We start from the raw sequence: 16,938 nt of genomic DNA on the forward strand, positions 1-16,938 counted from the left end.
CCGGTCTCGGGCAACGGAGCGGGACCCACCGCGCCATGGTGCCGTAAGTCCGATCTTCGGCGCAATGACCGATGCCGGACCGGGTGTCCGATGCGAGCCGCTAGTGCCCGACCGTTCGCATTCCTGCCGGGGTGTACCTTTCCCCGGCGACCGCGCCGGCGGGCACCGCACCGCGCAGCCGGTCCTGCTGCTCGGGGGTGAGCCGCAGCTCGGCCGCAGCGGCGTTCTCCTCCAGGTAGCGGACCCGCTTGGTGCCGGGGATCGGCAGGACGTCCTCACCCTGGGCGAGCAGCCAGGCCAGCGCCGCCTGCGCGGGGGTGCAGCCCAGCTCGCCGGCCACCGCGCGGACCGCGTCGGCCAGCTTCAGGTTGGCGTCGAGGTTGCCGTCGGCGAACCGGGGCACGGTGCGCCGCCAGTCGTCGTCGGCGAGCTGATCCCGGCTGGTGATGGCGCCGGTGAGCAGCCCCCGCCCGACCGGCGAGTACGCCACCAGGGACACGCCCAGCTCCCGGCAGGTCGCCAGCATCTCCCCCTCGACGTCCCGGGTGAACAGCGAGTACTCCATCTGCACGGCCGAGATCGGGTGCACCGCGTGCGCCGCCCGCAGGGTCGCCGGGCTGACCTCGGAGAGGCCGATCAGCCGCACCTTGCCGGCCTGCACGAGCTCGGCCAGCGCGCCGACGGTCTCCTCGATCGGGGTGGCCGGGTCGCGCCGGTGCAGGTAGTACAGGTCGACGGTGTCGATGCCGAGCCGCGCCAGCGAGGCGTCGCACGCCTGCCTGGCCCAGGCGGCGCTGCTGTCCACGTAGGCGCCCGGGCTGCCGGTGCCGCCGAAGCTGTCGCCGCTGGTGCGGTTGCCGAACTTGGTGGCCAGGAAGACCTCGTCCCGGCGGGCCCGGACCACCGGGCCGAGGAGCCGCTCGTTCGCCCCGAAGCCGTACATGTCGGCGGTGTCGAGGTGGTTGACCCCGAGGTCGAGGGCCCGGTGCAGGGTCCGCGTCGACTCGGCGTCGTCGGCGCCGCCGTAGGCGAAGCTCATGCCCATGCAGCCGAGCCCGATTGCCGAGACCTCCGGGCCGGTCGCGCCCACCCGTCGCTTGATCATGCCAGCTCCTCCTCCGCCCGGCGGTACGCGTCGATCTTGTGGTCGAGGACCTTGAGGTCCTCCTCCAGCTCGGCCATCCGGGCCAGGACCCGGCTCCGGTGCGCCTCGAACAGCGCCCGCCGGGCGCCGAGCGTGCGGTCCCCCTGCCGGGCCAGTTCGGCGTAGCGCCGCATGTCCCGCACCGGCATGCCGGTGCGCCGCAGCCGGGTGAGCAGGAACAGCCAGTTGACGTCGGACTCGGTGTAGCGCCGGCGGCCCGCCGAGTCCCGGCCCACCGGGGCGACAAGGCCCTCCTGCTCGTACCAGCGCAGCGTGTAGGTGGTCAGGCCGACCCGTTCCGCCGCCTCACCGACGGTGAGGCTCATCTCCCGCGTGCTGATGTCCACGCGCCCCAGACTTCCAGTTCGAGGGCGCTCGAAGTCAACCTTGTGCGCGGGCAGGTAACTCATCTAGCGTTGAGTTCAACAGCTGATGAGTTTTTGGAGGCGGGCATGGACGACGCGGTGTCGGTCCGTGACCTGGTGGTCGAGCGGGGCCGGCGGCGGGTGCTCCAGGGCATCTCCTGCTCGGTGCCCCGCGGCGCGGTCACCGGGCTGCTCGGGCCGAGCGGCAGCGGCAAGACCACCCTGATGCGCGCGATCGTCGGGGTGCAGACGGTCGACTCGGGCACGGTCACCGTGCTGGGCCGGCCCGCCGGGGAGGCGGCGCTGCGCCGCCGCGTCGGCTACCTGACCCAGGCGCCCAGCGTCTACGCCGACCTCACCGTCCGGGAGAACGCGCGCTACTTCGCGGTGCTCCAGGGGCGCGGCCGGGCCGAGGCCGACCGGGCGGTCGCCGACGTCGGGCTGGCGAGCGCCGCCGACCAGCTGGTCGGCACCCTCTCCGGCGGGCAGCGCAGCCGTGCCTCGCTGGCCTGCGCCCTGGTCGGGGACCCGGAGCTGGTCATCCTCGACGAGCCCACGGTCGGCCAGGACCCGGTGCTCCGCGCCGACCTGTGGGCCCGGTTCCACGCCATGGCCGCCACCGGCACCACGCTGCTGGTCTCCAGCCACGTGATGGACGAGGCGGCCCGCTGCGACCGGCTGCTGCTCATCCGGGACGGCCGGCTGGTCGCCGACGACACCCCGGACGCGGTCCGCGCCACCACCGGCGTGGACGACCTGGAGGAGGCCTTCCTCCGGCTGATCAAGGCGAGCGAGCAGGAGGACGCAGCGTGAATCCCCGCATCCTCGCCGCCACCACCGGGCGGATCCTGCGCCAGCTCCGGCACGACCGCCGCACCGTGGCCATGCTGGTGGTCGTGCCCACCGTGCTGCTCACGCTGGTCTACTTCATGTACGTCGACCAGCCCACCCCGCCCGGCCGGCCGAGCGTCTTCGACCGCGTCGCGCTGATCATGCTGGGCTTCTTCCCGTTCATCATCATGTTCCTGGTGACCAGCATCGCCATGCTGCGCGAGCGCACCACCGGCACCCTGGAGCGGCTGCTCACCACCCCGCTCGGCAAGATCGATCTGCTGTTCGGCTACGGCATCGCGTTCGGGCTGGCCGGGGTGCTCCAGTCGACCCTCGCCTCGCTGGTGGCCTACCAGGTGTTCGGGCTGGACACCGCCGGCAGCCAGTGGCTGGTGGTGATGATCGCCGGCCTCAACGCGGTGCTGGCGGTGGCGCTCGGCCTGCTCTGCTCCGCGTTCGCCCGCACCGAGTTCCAGGCCGTGCAGTTCCTGCCCGTGGTGGCCCTGCCGCAGCTGCTGCTCTGCGGGCTCTTCGTGCCGCGCGGCGAGATGGCCGGCTGGCTCCAGGCGATCAGCGACGTGCTGCCCCTGTCGTACGCCGTCGAGGCGCTCCAGGAGGTCGGCGCGCACGCCGACCCGACCGGGACGATGTGGCGGGACGTGGCGATCGTCGCCGGGGCGGCGGTGGCGGCGCTGGTGCTGGCCGCCGCGACACTGCGGCGGCGCAGCGGGTGATGGCCCGGCGCACCGGCCGGCGGCCCGGCAACCCGGACACCCGGGAGGCCATCCTCGCGGCGGCCCGGGCGGCGTTCGCCGAGCGCGGCTTCGACGCCGCCTCGATCCGGGCGATCGCCACCGCCGCGGGGGTGGACCCGGCGCTGGTGCACCACTACTTCGGCACCAAGGAGGAGCTGTTCCGGGCCACCGTGGCGATCCCGATCGACCCGGCTCGGCTGCTGCCCGCGGTGCTGGCCGGCGGCCCGGACGGGGTGGGCGAACGCCTGGTCCGCACCTTCCTGACCGTCTGGGACTCGCCCGTCGGCGGGGCCGGGGTCGCCCTGCTCCGCTCGGCGGTGAGCAGCGAGTGGACCGCGCGGATGCTGCGCGAGTTCCTGGTCACCCAGGTGCTGCGGCGGGTCCTCGACCAGCTCGACGTCGACCCGGCGCAGCTACCGCTGCGGGGCGCGCTGGTGGCGACCCAGGTCGCCGGCCTGGCCATGATGCGCTACGTCATCCGGCTGGAACCGGTGGCCTCCGCCGACCCGGAGACCCTGGTCGCCGCGATCGGCCCGACCGTCCAGCGCTACCTCACCGGCGACCTGGACTGACCCGTCAGGCGCGGCCGGCGGCGCGCGGGCAGAGCATCGGGTGCAGGAGCCGGGCCAGCTCGGCCGGGTCGGCGACCGGGGAAGCGAAGGCGAGCCGGGTGCGGCGACGGGCGCCGGGCCGGCCGTGGGAGACCAGCAGCCCGTACCGGTCGATCCGGACCACCCGGGGCGGGCCGCCGGCCTCGGACCCGGCGAGGCCCAGCCGCCCGCGCAGGTAGGCGGCCACCTGGTCGCCGTGGTGGTCGGCGAGGTCGGCCAGCAGCTCCGCCTCGACCGGGTGCAGCGGATCGGGCTCGGCCTCCGCGTACGCGTCGGGGTCGATCCGGCGGGTGGCGCCGGCGCGTTCCCAGCGGGCCTCGACCACCTCGAAGCGGTGCAGGTGGAAGCGGATGCCCACGTCGAGCAGGTCGCCGGTGGGCTGCACGGTGGCGAAGTCCACCGCGGCGTTGCGGGCCTCGTCGCCGTCGAGGCGGGCGGCCCACCCGGAGACCCAGGCCCGGCCGAGCGACGGCGCGCCGGCGGCGGGCGGGAGGTCGAGCACGTCCAGCACGGTGGCCACCTCGGTGTCGCCGTCCGGCGGGACCAGCGCCGCGGCCAGGTCGCTGACCACCGGCACCAGCAGCAGGACCCGCCCGTCCGGGTCGGTGACATGCCGGGCCTGGTGCGGACCGGGGCGCCGGGCCAGGTGGACGAGGGCGGGCAGCCGGCCCGCGACCAGGGTACGCACGATCTCCGCCGGGCTGGGCCGCATGATCCCTCCTCATAATAGGTTAGGCTTACCTAAGTAGCAGGCTAGACCATCCGATCGGAGACGTCGACGTGAACCACCCCCGGCCCAAGGCCCGGCTCTCCCGGTCCCTGGGCATCCCGCTGACCCGCAAGTGCGTGCGGTACTTCGAGCGGCGCCCCTACCCGCCGGGCGTGCACGGCCGGTCCCGGCGCGGCACCTCCGACTACCAGGTGCGGCTGCTGGAGAAGCAGCGGCTGCGCCACCAGTACAACGTCAGCGAGGGCCAGCTCCGGCGGGCGTTCGACGACGCGGTCCGGGGCGCCGGGAAGACCGGCGAGACCCTGGTCGCCCTCCTGGAGCGGCGGCTCGACGCGGTGGTGCTCCGGTCCGGGCTGGCCCGCAGCATCTACCAGGCGCGCCAGCTCGTCGCGCACGGCCACTTCACCGTCGACGGCCGCAAGGTGGACCGGCCCTCCTACCGGCTCCGCCCGGGCCAGGTGGTCGCGGTCCGCGAGCGCAGCCGGACGCTGCCGCCGTTCCAGCTCGCCGCCGCCGGGGCGCACGCCGACGAGAGCCCCCGGCCGTACCTGTCGGTGGAGCTGAGCGGGCTGCGGGCCACCCTGCTGCGCGAGCCGGCCCGGCGCGAGGTGCCGGTCATCTGCGACGAGCAGCTCGTGGTGGAGTTCTACTCCCGCTGACCCGCAAGATCAGCGGGTCTGTTCCAGCCCAGGTGGACCCGCGACGATCAGCGGGTCTGTTCCAACCAGGAGGCGTAGAGCAGGGCGTAGACCGACTCCGGATCCCGCAGCAGCTCGTCGTGCGGGCCGCGCTGCACGACCCGCCCCCGGTCCACCACGATCACCTCGTCGGCGGCCTGGGCGGTGGAGAGCCGGTGGGCGATGGCCAGCGTCGTCCGGCCCCGGGTGACCGCGTCCAGGGTGCGCTGGAGGCGCACCTCGGTGGCCGGGTCCACGGCGCTGGTCGCCTCGTCGAGCACCAGCAGGTCGGGGTCGGCCACGTACGCCCGCGCCAGCGCGACGAGCTGCCGCTCGCCGACGCTGAGCGCCTCGCCGCGCTCGCCCACCGGGGTGTCCAGCCCGGCCGGCAGCCCGTCCAGCCAGTCGGCCAGGCCCAGCTCGGTGAAGGCGGCGGTGAGCTGCGCGTCGGTCAGCTCCGGGCGGGCGAAGCGGACGTTCTCCCCGACCGTGGTGTCGAAGAGGAAACCGTCCTGCGGCACCATCACCACCCGGGAGCGCAGCGAGTCGAAGCGCACCTCCCGCAGCGCGACGCCGGAGAGCAGCACCTCGCCCTCGGTGGGGTCCATCAGCCGGGTGAGCAGCTTGGCGAAGGTGGTCTTGCCGCTGCCGGTCTCGCCGACCACGGCCACCCGGCTCTTCGCCGGGATCTCCAGCGTCACGTCGTGCAGCACCGGCGGCCCGCCCGGGTAGGCGAAGGTCACCCCGGCGAAGCGGATGTCCAGCGGGCCGGGCGGCAGCTCCCGGCCCTGCCGCCCCGGGTCGGCCACGTCCGGCGCGACGTCCAGCACGTCGAGCACCCGACGCCAGCCGGCGATCGCGTTCTGCGCCTCGTTGAGCACCTCGGTGGCGATCTGCACGGGCTGGATGAAGAGCGTCACCAGGAACAGGAACGCGGTGAGCTGGCCGATGGACAGGGTGCGGTCGACGCCGAGGTTGACCCCGACCACCACCACGCCCGCGAGGGCCAGGCCGGCCGCCAGCTCGCCGACCGAGCTGCCCAGGATGCTGATCCGGATCGCCTTCTGCTGGGCCCGCCGCTGCCCCTCGATCGCCGCGTCCAGCCGCCCGGCGGTGCGCCCGGCGATCCCGTACGCCCGGATCACCGGGGCACCCACCACGCTCTCGCCGATGGTGCCGAGCAGCGTGCCCATCCGCTGCCGGACCAGCCCGTAGGCGCCGGCCAGCCGGCGCTGGAGCAGCCGGATCACCAGCACCGCCGGCGCGAACGCGACGAGCACCACGAGGGTCAACTGCCAGGAGTAGGCCAGCATCACGGCCGTGGTCACCACGAGCTGCCCCAGGTTGACGATCAGGATCACGCCGCCCCACTGGAGGAACTGGGTGATCTGGTCGACGTCGCTGGTGACCCGGGAGACCAGCGAGCCGCGCCGCTCGGACTGCTGGTGCAGCATGGACAGGTCGTGCACGTGCCGGAACGCGCGGGTGCGCACCCCGGCCAGCGCGGTCTCGCTGACCGTGAACAGCCGGCGCATCATCAGGTAGCCGCAGGTGGTGGTGACCACCAGCACGGCGGCGGTGACCACCACGGTCAGCGTGACCACGTCCAGGTCGAGGCCGCCGACGATGCCGTGGTCGATGCCGCGCTGCACGGCCACCGGCACGGCGACCCGGCCGATCATATAGATCAGGGCCAGCGCCACGGTGCCGGCCAGCCCGGTCTTCAGTTCCGGGGAGAGCGCCAGCCCGCGCCGCAGCGTCCGCCAGGTGGACTCGGTCCGCTGTTCGGCAGCCACACTGGTCACCGGTCAACCTCGACTTCCAGGCCGGAGGTCAGCGGGGTGACCTCGTCGTACGTGCGGGTCTGCTCGCGTTCGTGCTCGGCCTGCTCGTAGGCCGTGACCAGGTCGGCGTAGCCGGGGACGGTGGCGAGCAGGTCGGTGTGCGTGCCGCGGGCCAGCACCCGGCCGTGCTCGACGTAGATCACCTCGTCGGCGAGCGCGATGGTGGCCCGCCGGTAGGCGACCACCAGGATCGAGGCGGGCGCACCGCCCGCCGCCGGGGCGCGCAGGCCGGCCAGGATGGCCGCCTCCACCCGCGGGTCGACGGCGCTGGTGGCGTCGTCGAGCACCAGCAGCCGGGGCCGGCCGGCGATCGCCCGGGCCAGAGTGAGGCGCTGCCGCTGCCCGCCGGAGAGCGACGTGCCCCGCTCGCCGACCATGGTGTCCAGCCCGTCGGGCAGCGCGGCCACGAAGCCGTCCGCCTCGGCCAGCCGCAGCGCCGCCCAGACCTCCTCGTCGCCGATGCCGGCACGGTCCAGGGTGATGTTGGCGCGCACGGTGTCGTCGAAGACGAACGGCACCTGGGCGACCAGGGCCACCGTCGAGGCCAGCGAGGCAGCGGTCAGCTCCCGCACGTCGATCCCGTCGAGGGTGACCATGCCGGTGCGCGGGTCGACCAGCCGCACGGCCAGCGAGGTGATGGTGGACTTGCCGGCGCCGGTCGGCCCGACCAGGGCGACCGTCTTACCGGCCGGCACGGTGAAGGTGACCTCGCCGAGCACCTCGGTGCCGGGCAGGTGCGCCTCGGCCGGCTCGTACCCGAAGTGCACGTCGTGGAAGGCGAGGGTGGCCGGCGCCGGCGTGGCCGGGTCGAGGGTCACCTCGCCGTACGGCATCTCGCCGGTGGCGTCGAGGACCCGGCGGACCCGGTCCCAGCCGGCGACGCTGCGCGGCAGCTCGGCCAGCACCCAGCCGATGGCCCGGACCGGGAAGGCCAGCACGGTGAAGAGGAAGGCCACGCTGACCAGCTCGGTCACGGTGATCGCGCCCTGCCGGAGCCGGATCGCGCCGACCACCAGCACGGCCAGCGTGCCGAGGCTGGGCAGCGTCTCCAGCATCGGGTCGAAGACGCCGCGGAGCCTGCCCACGGAGATCAGCGCGTCGCGCAGGTCGCCGGCCCGGGCCGCGAACCGGGCGGTCTCCTGGGCCTCGCGACCCATCGTCTTGACCACCAGGGCGCCGTCGAAGCTCTCGTGGGCGATGCCGCTGACCTCGGCGCGCAGCCGCTGCGCGCGGGCCTGGCGGGGCGCCATCCGGCGGGAGTAGACCACGTTGAGCGCGAACAGCGCCGGGAACACGGCGAGGCCGACCAGCGCGAGGGCCCAGTCGGTGAGGAAGAGCGACACCACCGCGCCGACGAGCATCACCAGGGTGCCGACGGCGAAGGGCAGCGGCGCGATCGGGTACCAGGCGGCCTCCACGTCGGAGTTGGCGTTGGAGAGCAGGGTGCCGGTGGCGTTGCGGTGGTGCCAGGCCAGCGGCAGGTCGAGGTAGCGGCGGGTGACCCGGCGGCGGTAGGCGGCCTGGAGCCGGTACTGCATGTAGCCGGCGCCCAGCCGGCGGCCGAAGATGCCGACCACCCGCAGCACGCTGATCCCGAACAGCGCGGCCGCGGCGAGCGCCAGGGCGCCGCCGGTCACCGAGCCCCGGGCGACCGCCGGGACCACGATCTTGCCGACCACCGCGCCGACCACGAACGCGCTGGCGATCACCATGAGGCCGAAGAGCACGCTGCCGGCCACCGCGACCGCGAAGATGCGCGGCTGCTCCCGGATGGCCCGGCCGAGTACCCGTAGTCCCCTGCCGAGCACGTCCCGACTTGTCTTGCTCGCCACGCTCTCCCCCGCCGTAAGCGACAGTTTTCTCCCTCATCCTTACCGCTCGACACCGGCTTCGCCGACCCGGCCCCGATATGTCCGCCGTCACTCCTTCCCGGTCGACCCCGCCCACCAGGGCGGATGCCCGGGCGGCCGGCCGGCCGCCGGCCGGCGGACGCCGGCGCCGGGCCGCGCCGGGCACCCCGACCGGCCCCGCCGGGCCTACGATCGGGCCATGCCGCGGTACGCCCGAGCGGAGCGCGAGGCGCTCGCCGACCTGATGCTGGAGCTGGGACCGGACGCGCCGACGGTCAACGACGGGTGGACCACCCGTGACCTGGCGGCGCACCTGCTGGTGCGGGAGCGCCGGCCGGACGCGGCGGGCGGCATCCTGCTGCCGCCGCTGCGCGGGCACGGCGAGGCGGTCCGCCGGCGGGTGGCCGCCGGGCCGTACGCGGACCTGGTGGCCCGGGTCCGCCGCCCGCCGCTGTGGAGCCCGGTGAGCAACCCGCTCACCGACGAGCTCGCCAACGGCCTGGAGTTCTTCATCCACCACGAGGACGTGCGCCGGGCCCGACCCGGTTGGCTCCCCCGCGACCTGCCGGCCCGGCAGCAGGCGGCGCTCTGGAAGCGGGCCGCCGTGCTGGCCCGGCTGGCGTTGCGGCGCTTCCCGGCCGACCTGCTGATCCAGGCCCCCGGCTACGGCGAGCGCGCCGTCGGTCGCGGCGGCGAGCGGCTGCGGGTGGTGGGCGCCCCGGGCGAGCTGGTGCTGTTCGTCTCCGGCCGGCAGCGGGTGGCCCGGGTCCAGGTGGACGGCCCGGCCGAGCCGGCGGAGCGGTTGCGGGCGGCCAGCCTGGGCCTCTGACCGGGCGTGCCGGCCCCGTCGCCGGCCCGGCGGGAACCGCCTCGGGCCAGCGACGGTGGCCGATCCCGGCTGCCGTACGCTCCTGCCGCCGCCCAACCCCGGGGCGGCGGGACAGGGGAGACGGATGCGAGGCTTCGCGCTCTCGGCACTGCACGAACCCCCCTTCCCGGCGCGCCGGCACGCCGCCGTCGAGCTGGTCGCCGGGGAGAGCGCCGACTGGGTGGGCGACCTGGGCCTGATCGACACCCCGGCCGGGCTGCGCCGGCTGGCCGGCGCCCACCCGGTGGAGCTGGCCGGACGGGCCTGCCCCGACGCGTCGGTCGACGGCCTGCGGCTGCTCGCCGACCTGATCAGCTGGCTGTTCGTGATGGACGACGCCTGCGACGAGGACGGCCTGGGCGCCAGCCCGACCCGGCTGGCGCCGACCGTGGCGGCGCTGCTGGAGGTCCTCGACCGGCACGGCGACCCGGCCGTGCCGCCCCCGGCGGGCGCCGGCCCGCTCGCCGTGGCGCTGGACGACCTGTGCCGGCGGGTCCGCGAGCGGAAGCGGCCGGGCCTGCTGTTGAGGCTGGTCAGCCAGTTGCGGGAGTACCTGCTGGCGCTGCTCTGGGAGGCGGCCAACCGGGAGCACCGCCGGGTGCCCGGGGTGGCCGAGTACGTGCAGATGCGCCGGCACACCGGGGGCGTCCGGCCCAGCTTCACGGTGACCGACCTGGCGCACCCGGAGCGGTCCGACCCCGGCCGACGGGCGGACCCGACGCTGGCCGACCTGGATGCGCTCGCCACCGACCTGGTCTGCTGGTGCAACGACCTCTTCTCCTATGACAAGGAGCGGGCGACCGGCCCGGACGCGCACAACCTGGTGACCACGATCGCCAGCGAGACCGGGCAGGGCGAGGAGCCGGCGTTGCGCGCGGCGGCCACCCGGTTCAACGAGGCCCTGGCGGCGTACGCCGAGCGGGACGCGGCGCAGGCCGCCACGGGCGACGACGGGGTGCGGGCCTTCCTCGCCACCCGACGGAACTGGATCCGGGCCACCTACGACTGGTCCCGCGCCGCCACCCGGTACGCCTGAACGCGCGTTCCACCTCCCGGGACGCGGATCGCCGCAGGCCAACAGGGCTAGCCGCTACCCGGGTCGAGGCAATACTCTTCGGTAACCGCAGAATGGCGTGACCCCCGTCACGTCCCTCCACCCTCGAAGGCGGCTACAGCGATGGCTCTCGATGTACCGTACCGTTCCGTACCCGACATGTTCCTCAAGCGTGTGGCGGACTCCCCCGACCGCCACGCGTTCGCCCATCCCGCCCCGGACGACTCGGGGCCGGTCTGGCTGACGTGGGACCAGGTCGGGCAGCGCGCCAAGGCGATCGCCGCCGGCTTGCACGGGCTCGGCGTCGGCCTGGAGGACCCGGTGGCGATCCTGGCCAACACCCGCCTGGAGTGGGTGCTCGCCGACTTCGGGATCATGTGTGCCGGCGGGGCCACCACCACCGTCTACCCGACCACCGAGCCGGACGACGCGACCTACATCGTCGCCGACTCCGGGTCGAAGGTGCTCTTCGCCGAGAACCCCACCCAGGCGGCGAAGATCGCCGGCACGGCGGTGCCGGCGCTGACCCACGTCGTGCTCTTCGACGGCGCGCCCGATCCGGCCGCCTCCGTCCCGCAGCTCACCCTGGCCGAGCTGGAGGAGCGGGGGGCCCGGGCCCTGGAGAACGAGCCCGACCTGATCGACATGCTGGTCGCGGGGATCGGCCCGGACCACCTGGCCACCCTGATCTACACCTCGGGCACCACCGGCCGGCCCAAGGGCGTCGAGCTGCTGCACGGCGGCTGGTGCTGGGAGGGTGTGGCGCAGGCCGAGCTGGGCCTGCTGCGCGTCGACGACCTGCAGTACCTGTGGTTGCCGCTGTCCCACTCGTTCGGCAAGACGCTGCTCTGCGGCGCCACCCACGTCGGCCTGCCCACCTACGTCGACGGGCGGGTGGACAAGCTGGTCGACCTGCTCGGGGTGATCCGGCCGACGCTCATGTGCGGCGCGCCCCGGGTCTTCGAGAAGGTCTACAACAAGGCCGTGACCACGGCACAGGGCGCCGGCGGCGCGAAGGCGAAGATCTTCGCCTGGGGCGTCGCCGTGGGCAAGGAGAAGGTCGCGCTGGAGCAGGCCGGCAAGCCGGTCCCCGCCGGCCTGAAGCTCAAGTACGCGCTGGCCGAGAAGCTGGTGTTCAGTAAGCTCCAGGCCCGGCTCGGCGGCCGGATGCGGGTGCTGGTCTCCGGCGCGGCGCCGCTGAGCAAGGAGATCGGCACCTTCTTCGCCGCGGCCAACCTGCCCATCTCGGAGGGCTACGGGCTCACCGAGACCAGCGCCGGCGCGTTCGTGAACCCGCCCGGCGGGCTGAAGATCGGCAGCGTCGGCCGGGCCATGGGCGACCTGGAGTGCCGGCTCGACACCGACGGCGAGATCCTGGTCCGGGGCAAGCCGGTCATGCGCGGCTACCACAACCTGCCCGAGGAGACCGCGGCCTCGTTCACCGAGGACGGCTTCTTCCGCACCGGGGACATCGGCACCCTCGACGACGACGGCTACCTGTGCATCACCGACCGGAAGAAGGACCTGGTCAAGACCTCCGGCGGCAAGTACATCGCGCCGTCGCACATCGAGGGCATGTTCAAGGCCGTCTGCCCGTACACCTCGCAGGCGGTGGTGATCGGGCAGGCGCGCAACTACTGCACCATGCTGGTCACGCTCGACCCGGACGCGATCAAGGCGTGGGCCGCCGGCACGCCGCTGGAGGGCCGCGACTACACCGCGATCGTCACCTCGCCGGAGGCGCAGGCCATGGTCGAGGGCTACGTGGCCGAGCTGAACGGCAAGCTGAACCGCTGGGAGACGATCAAGAAGGTGGCCATCCTCCCCCGGGACCTCACCATCGAGGACGGCGAGGTCACCCCGTCGCTGAAGATCAAGCGCCGGAGCGTGGAGACCAACTTCGCCGACGAGATCGACAAGATGTACGCGGGCACCCTGGCCGAGCTCTAGCCGGCCCGCACCGCCCGGCGGCCGTGCCCCTCCGTCCCGGGGCACGGCCGCCGCCGCGCTTCCCGTGCCGGGTCAGAGGTGCCCCTGGCGCCAGTGGCTCTGGTCCGCCTCCGTGGCGAGCTGCTCCTCCAGCGCGAGCTGCCGGACCTGGCGCCGCCGGCCGTCCTCGCTGAACGTCTCCGCGAGCACCCCGATGGTGGTGAGCACGGCCAGCAGCCCCAGCGCGGCCAGCTCCGGGATCCGGGCGGCGAACGGGGCGACGGCGGCGAGCACCACGACCGTGACCAGCAGCGGCCGGTGCACCTCCCGCAGCGCCACCAGCGCGCAACCGGCGAGGCTGAGCAGGTAGAGGCCCACCCCGCCGTAGAAGACCGTGACCCAGAAGCCGCCCAGCGGCTCGCCCCAGGTGGGGGTGGCCGGGCTGGCCGACTCGGCGAGCAGATCCTTGAGACCGAGGGCGAAGAAGATGATGCCGGCGACGATCGGCAGGTGCAGGAACGTGTAGACGTCCCGGGCCAGCCGGAGCCGGGCGTCCGCGTCCCGGGCGTGGTGCAGCGCCTGCTCCAGCGCGAACGCCAGGGTGTCGAAGTACGCCCACCAGAGCGCGGCCACGACCAGGACGCCGAGCAGCGCGGCGACCGCCACCGGGCGGGTGAGCGGCAGCCCGGTCTTCGGGCCGAGCCCGAGCGCGATGATCGACTCGCCGAGCGCGACCAGCACCATGAGGGCGTGCCGTTCCGCCCAGTGCCCGGCGGAGACCACCACCCACCACCGCCCGGCCAGGGTCACCCCGCCGACGTACTCGACCAGCAGCGCGACGGTCCAGAGCGCCAACTGCAGCGCCACGGCGAGCGGCCGGTCGTCGAGCCGCTGGGGCAGCGTGCCGCCGACCACCAGCAGCACGGTGGCCACGGCCGGCGGCGTGGCGCGCAGCAGCAGCCGCTGACGCAGGACCGCGTCCGCCCGGTCCACCCAGGCGAAGACCGCGAGCTGGGCCATCCGGATGAAGAAGTAGCAGCCCGCGAAGACCAGCGGCCCGTTCAGCCCGCCGGGCTGGTCGACGAACGCGCCGGGCACGCTGAGCACCAGCAGAAAGGTCGCGGCCACCGTGAGGAAGCCGACCAGCGGCAGCAGGCCCTGGTCCGCGCGGACCGCGTTGCCGAGCCGGGCGAAGCCGGTCCACGACCACCAGAGCAGCGCCAGCACCAGCAGGCAGCGATAGAGGTTCACCGGCGTGGGGATGGTGGCGGTCAGGCTCGTGACGTTGAGGAACGCGAGGACGAAGACCAGGTCGTAGAAGAGCTCCAGCCGGGTCGTCCGGGAGCCCGGCGCGCCGGGCCGCACCACACGCGACCACCGCGCACCCCCGCCGTTCCCCACCCCGGCAGTCTGCGCAGTTCCCGGCCGGCGCCGGAGCCGATCGGCGGATCCGTACCGGAACGGGCAGCCTAGCGCCCGGGTGCGCCGCCGGCGCCGTGCTCGTCCAGGAACTCGTCGCGCAGCGCGCGGCGGGCCGCGCCGAAGAGCACCATCTCGGTCACCACCATCCCGGCGCAGACCACGGCGAGCAACCCCAGCGCCGCCAGCGCCGGCAGGTGGTCGGCCACCGGCAGGAGCAGCACCAGCAGCACCGTGGTGGCGGCTCTCGGCCAGTTGACCGAGCGCATGTTGCGGAGCCGGAAACCCAGGTGCCCGAGCAGGTAGACGATCACGCCGCCGTAGAGGGCGAGCAGGCCCAGCCCGTGTAGCGGATCGGTGAGCCGGTGGTGGCTCTCGTCCCCGACGTACGCCAGCACCTTCTTGAGGCCCAGGGCCAGCAGGATGATCCCGGTGACCATCGGCAGGTGCAGGTAGGTGTAGGAGTCCCGGCCCAGCGCGGCCCGCTCGGCGCCCCGCGCCCGGGCCAGCACCCGCTCGGCGGCGATCGCCACCACGTCGAAGTACGCCCACCACAGCGCCGCCGCCACCGTGACGCCGAGGAACGAGGCCACGATGATCGGCCAGGAGATCGGCAGCGCGGTGATCCCGACGCCGATGGCGACCAGGGACTCCCCCAGCGCCACGATGATGATCAGGCCGTGCCGCTCCGTCCAGTGCGCGGCGGAGAAGATCTGCCAGCCCGCCGCGCCGATGGCCATGATGCCGCCGTAGTCGACGGCGAGGGCGAGCACCCAGAGCAGGGTGCGCAGCGCGACGACCCGCCCCGGGTCGTCGGTGAGAGACGGGGGCAGCAGCGCGGCGGCGAAGAGCAGCACCGCCCCACCCAGCATCGGCAGGGCGGCCCGCACCAGCTGTCGGCGCAGCCCGCCGTCGCCGCGGGCGGCGTACCAGTAGATGGTCAGGTGCAGCACCCGGACGACCAGGTAGCAGGCGGCGAAGACGACCGGGCCGGAGAGCCCGCCGGGCAGGTCGACGAAGGCCTCCGGGATGGTCTCGGCGACCACGAACATGGTGGCGATCACCGCGAAGAGCACCACCCGGACCACGCCCTCGTCGGCCCGGACGGTGTTGCCGAGCCAGGCGTAGCAGCACCAGCACCACCAGAGCAGGGCCAGCACCAGCAGGCCCCGACCCACGCCGGGCCAGGTCAGGTCGGCCGCCATCAGCGCGGTCACCTGGGTGAGCGCGTAGACGAACACCAGGTCGAAGAAGAGTTCCAGCGGGGTGACCGAGGCGCCCTCGGTCATCACCCGCATCCGTGGCCCGCGCCGTGTCCCGTCCGTCACGGCGGCCAGTCTGGCAGCCGCGCGGCCGGGGCGCTGTCCCCCGCGCGCCCGGCGCGCCACGGCCGGGGTCAGGCGATGACGGAGGGCTCCCGCCACTGCGGGCGGCCGGTCCGGTCCAGGTCGTAGCGGACCGCGGCGAGCCGGCCGACGGCCTCCACCAGGTCCGCGGCGGGCAGGGTGAAGGGCAGCCGGAGGAACCGCTCCAGGGTGCCGTCCAGGCCGAACCGGGGTCCGGGCGCCAGGCGTACGCCGACCTCCTCGGCGGCCCGGGCCAGCGCGCTGGAGATCGGGCCGTCGAGCTCCACCCAGAGCGTCACGCCGCCGCGCGGCACGGTGACCCGCCAGTCGGGCAGCCGGTCGGCCATCGCCTTCACCAGGGCGTCCCGCTGGGCGGCGAGCTGGACCCGCCGGGCGGCCACGATGCTCGGGCCCTCGGCCAGCAGGTGCACCGCGACGAGCTGGTCGAGCACCGGGCTGGCCATGTCCACGCCGACCCGGGCGGCGGCCAGCCGTTGCACCTGCGGGGCGGACGCCCGGACCCAGCCGATCCGCAGCCCACCCCAGTACGGCTTGCTCATCCCGCCGATGCTGATCACCCGGGAGTGCCGGTCGAAGGTGGCCACCGGCGGCGGCAGCGGGGTGCCGTCCAGCGGCAGGTCCACGAAGGACTCGTCCACGACGAGGTCGGTCCCGGCGGCGTGCGCCGCGCCGACCAGCCGCTCGCGCAGGTCGGTCGCCATCAGGTGGCCGGTCGGGTTGTGGAACTCGGGGATCACGTACGCCAGCTTCGGCCGGGTCTGCCGGATGCTGCCCAGCAGCAGGTCGGCGTCCCAGCCCTCCCCGTCCGCGGCAAGCCCGTGGGTGGTGATCCGGGCCCGCCGGGCGGAGAGCGCGGCGAGCGCGTTCGGATAGGTCGGGGACTCCACCAGCACCCCGCCGCCGGGCGACAGGGCCAGCCGCAGCACCAGGTCCAGCGCGTGCTGGGTGCCGCTGGTCACCATGATCTGCTCCGGGCTGGTCGGCAGCCCGCGGTCGGTGTATGAGCGGGCCACCGCCTCGCGCAACTCGATGATGCCGGTGGGGTGGTAGCCGGCCCCGCCGAGGTAGCGCGGCAGGTCCTCGGCGGCCGCCCGGGCCGCCGGCACGAGCTGCGCCGGGGCGGAGAGCGCGGCCACCCCCAGGTCGATCATGTCCCGGTCGTCCAGCGGGGTCCAGAGCCCGGTGCTGGCCACCCGGTGGGTGCCCGGGAGCATGGTCCAGCTCCCGGCGCCCCGCCGGCTGGCCAGGTGGCCGGTCTCCCGCAGCTCCCGGTAGGCGGCCGTGACCGTGGTCCGGCTGATCCGCAGCGCCTCGGCCAGGTCCCGCTCGGCCGGCAGGCGCACCCCGAGCGGGAGCCGGCCGTCGGCGAGCAGCCCGCGGACCGCGGCGGCGAGCGCCGCGTAGTCCGGGCTCCGCCGGCGGCCCGGCAGGGCATGCCATTGCCCGAGGAGCCGAGCCAATTGGACGCCACGCACCTGGCTCGTCATGGCCACC

General features: G+C 74.5%; 15 protein-coding genes. 7 read left to right on the forward strand and 8 right to left on the reverse strand.

The annotated features are described in order from the left end of the window. Positions 1–100: 100 nt before the first annotated feature. Positions 101–1,105, reverse strand: coding sequence for an aldo/keto reductase (locus ABZV78_RS11930; protein WP_355637825.1), 1,005 nt, complete (start codon positions 1,103–1,105; stop codon positions 101–103). Then, positions 1,102–1,491: a MerR family transcriptional regulator gene (locus tag ABZV78_RS11935; RefSeq protein ID WP_154227799.1), complete on the reverse strand. Its 390-nt coding sequence runs from the start codon at positions 1,489–1,491 to the stop codon at positions 1,102–1,104. Before ABZV78_RS11935 ends, ABZV78_RS11930 begins: the two co-directional genes overlap by 4 nt. A 105-nt stretch (positions 1,492–1,596) precedes the next feature. Here ABZV78_RS11935 and ABZV78_RS11940 point away from each other — a divergent pair, with 105 nt between their 5' ends. From ABZV78_RS11940 to ABZV78_RS11950, 3 genes are read left to right on the forward strand one after another with little or no spacing between them, the layout of a single operon-like run. Further along, a complete protein-coding gene (locus ABZV78_RS11940; RefSeq protein WP_355637827.1) occupies positions 1,597–2,322 on the forward strand; it encodes an ABC transporter ATP-binding protein in 726 nt (241 codons plus the stop codon). Then, complete coding sequence (locus ABZV78_RS11945) at positions 2,319–3,074, forward strand: ABC transporter permease (protein WP_355637829.1); 756 nt, start codon at positions 2,319–2,321, stop codon at positions 3,072–3,074. The genes ABZV78_RS11940 and ABZV78_RS11945 overlap by 4 nt, the downstream gene beginning before the upstream one ends. Beyond that, positions 3,074–3,667, forward strand: a complete 594-nt coding sequence (locus tag ABZV78_RS11950; RefSeq protein ID WP_355637831.1) for a TetR family transcriptional regulator — start codon at positions 3,074–3,076, stop codon at positions 3,665–3,667. The genes ABZV78_RS11945 and ABZV78_RS11950 overlap by 1 nt, the downstream gene beginning before the upstream one ends. Positions 3,668–3,671: 4 nt before the next feature. Here ABZV78_RS11950 and ABZV78_RS11955 read toward each other — a convergent pair whose 3' ends face one another. Beyond that, positions 3,672–4,418, reverse strand: a complete 747-nt coding sequence (locus ABZV78_RS11955) for a DUF2470 domain-containing protein (RefSeq protein WP_355637833.1) — start codon at positions 4,416–4,418, stop codon at positions 3,672–3,674. A gap of 68 nt (positions 4,419–4,486) precedes the next feature. Between ABZV78_RS11955 and rpsD the strand changes: the two genes are divergently transcribed. Beyond that, on the forward strand, positions 4,487–5,095 hold the full coding sequence (rpsD, locus tag ABZV78_RS11960; protein WP_355637835.1) for a 30S ribosomal protein S4: 609 nt from the start codon (positions 4,487–4,489) through the stop codon (positions 5,093–5,095). Between the two features lie 47 nt (positions 5,096–5,142). Here the strand turns inward: rpsD and ABZV78_RS11965 are convergent, their stop codons facing one another. Both ABZV78_RS11965 and ABZV78_RS11970 read right to left on the reverse strand, forming a co-directional pair. Further along, the gene (locus tag ABZV78_RS11965) at positions 5,143–6,918 is read right to left on the reverse strand and encodes an ABC transporter ATP-binding protein (RefSeq protein ID WP_355637837.1); all 1,776 of its coding nucleotides are present in this window, start codon (positions 6,916–6,918) and stop codon (positions 5,143–5,145) included. After that, complete coding sequence (locus ABZV78_RS11970; protein ID WP_355637839.1) at positions 6,915–8,789, reverse strand: ABC transporter ATP-binding protein; 1,875 nt, start codon at positions 8,787–8,789, stop codon at positions 6,915–6,917. Before ABZV78_RS11970 ends, ABZV78_RS11965 begins: the two co-directional genes overlap by 4 nt. Before the next feature lie 217 nt (positions 8,790–9,006). Between ABZV78_RS11970 and ABZV78_RS11975 the strand changes: the two genes are divergently transcribed. The 3 genes from ABZV78_RS11975 to ABZV78_RS11985 all read left to right on the forward strand — a co-directional run bounded on the left by ABZV78_RS11975 (position 9,007) and on the right by ABZV78_RS11985 (position 12,679). Next, positions 9,007–9,636 (forward strand): TIGR03085 family metal-binding protein, encoded by a 630-nt coding sequence (locus tag ABZV78_RS11975; protein ID WP_355637840.1) that lies wholly within the window; start codon positions 9,007–9,009, stop codon positions 9,634–9,636. A gap of 124 nt (positions 9,637–9,760) precedes the next feature. After that, positions 9,761–10,711, forward strand: a complete 951-nt coding sequence (locus ABZV78_RS11980; RefSeq protein ID WP_355637842.1) for a terpene synthase — start codon at positions 9,761–9,763, stop codon at positions 10,709–10,711. Between the two features lie 141 nt (positions 10,712–10,852). Then, positions 10,853–12,679, forward strand: a complete 1,827-nt coding sequence (locus ABZV78_RS11985; protein ID WP_355637844.1) for a long-chain fatty acid--CoA ligase — start codon at positions 10,853–10,855, stop codon at positions 12,677–12,679. Between the two features lie 72 nt (positions 12,680–12,751). On the opposite strand, the gene ABZV78_RS11990 is transcribed toward ABZV78_RS11985, so the two are convergent. The 3 genes from ABZV78_RS11990 to ABZV78_RS12000 all read right to left on the reverse strand — a co-directional run bounded on the left by ABZV78_RS11990 (position 12,752) and on the right by ABZV78_RS12000 (position 16,931). After that, positions 12,752–14,023 carry a low temperature requirement protein A gene (locus ABZV78_RS11990; protein ID WP_355637888.1) on the reverse strand — a complete coding sequence of 424 codons (1,272 nt, stop codon included), beginning with the start codon at positions 14,021–14,023 and terminating at the stop codon, positions 12,752–12,754. Between the two features lie 104 nt (positions 14,024–14,127). Then, positions 14,128–15,405: a low temperature requirement protein A gene (locus tag ABZV78_RS11995; protein ID WP_355637846.1), complete on the reverse strand. Its 1,278-nt coding sequence runs from the start codon at positions 15,403–15,405 to the stop codon at positions 14,128–14,130. A 68-nt stretch (positions 15,406–15,473) separates the two neighbouring features. Continuing rightward, on the reverse strand, positions 15,474–16,931 hold the full coding sequence (locus tag ABZV78_RS12000; protein ID WP_355637847.1) for a PLP-dependent aminotransferase family protein: 1,458 nt from the start codon (positions 16,929–16,931) through the stop codon (positions 15,474–15,476). Positions 16,932–16,938: the final 7 nt, after the last annotated feature.

Source organism: Micromonospora sp. NPDC004540, from assembly GCF_040610095.1.
In the GTDB taxonomy this organism is placed as follows: Bacteria; Actinomycetota; Actinomycetes; order Mycobacteriales; family Micromonosporaceae; genus Micromonospora.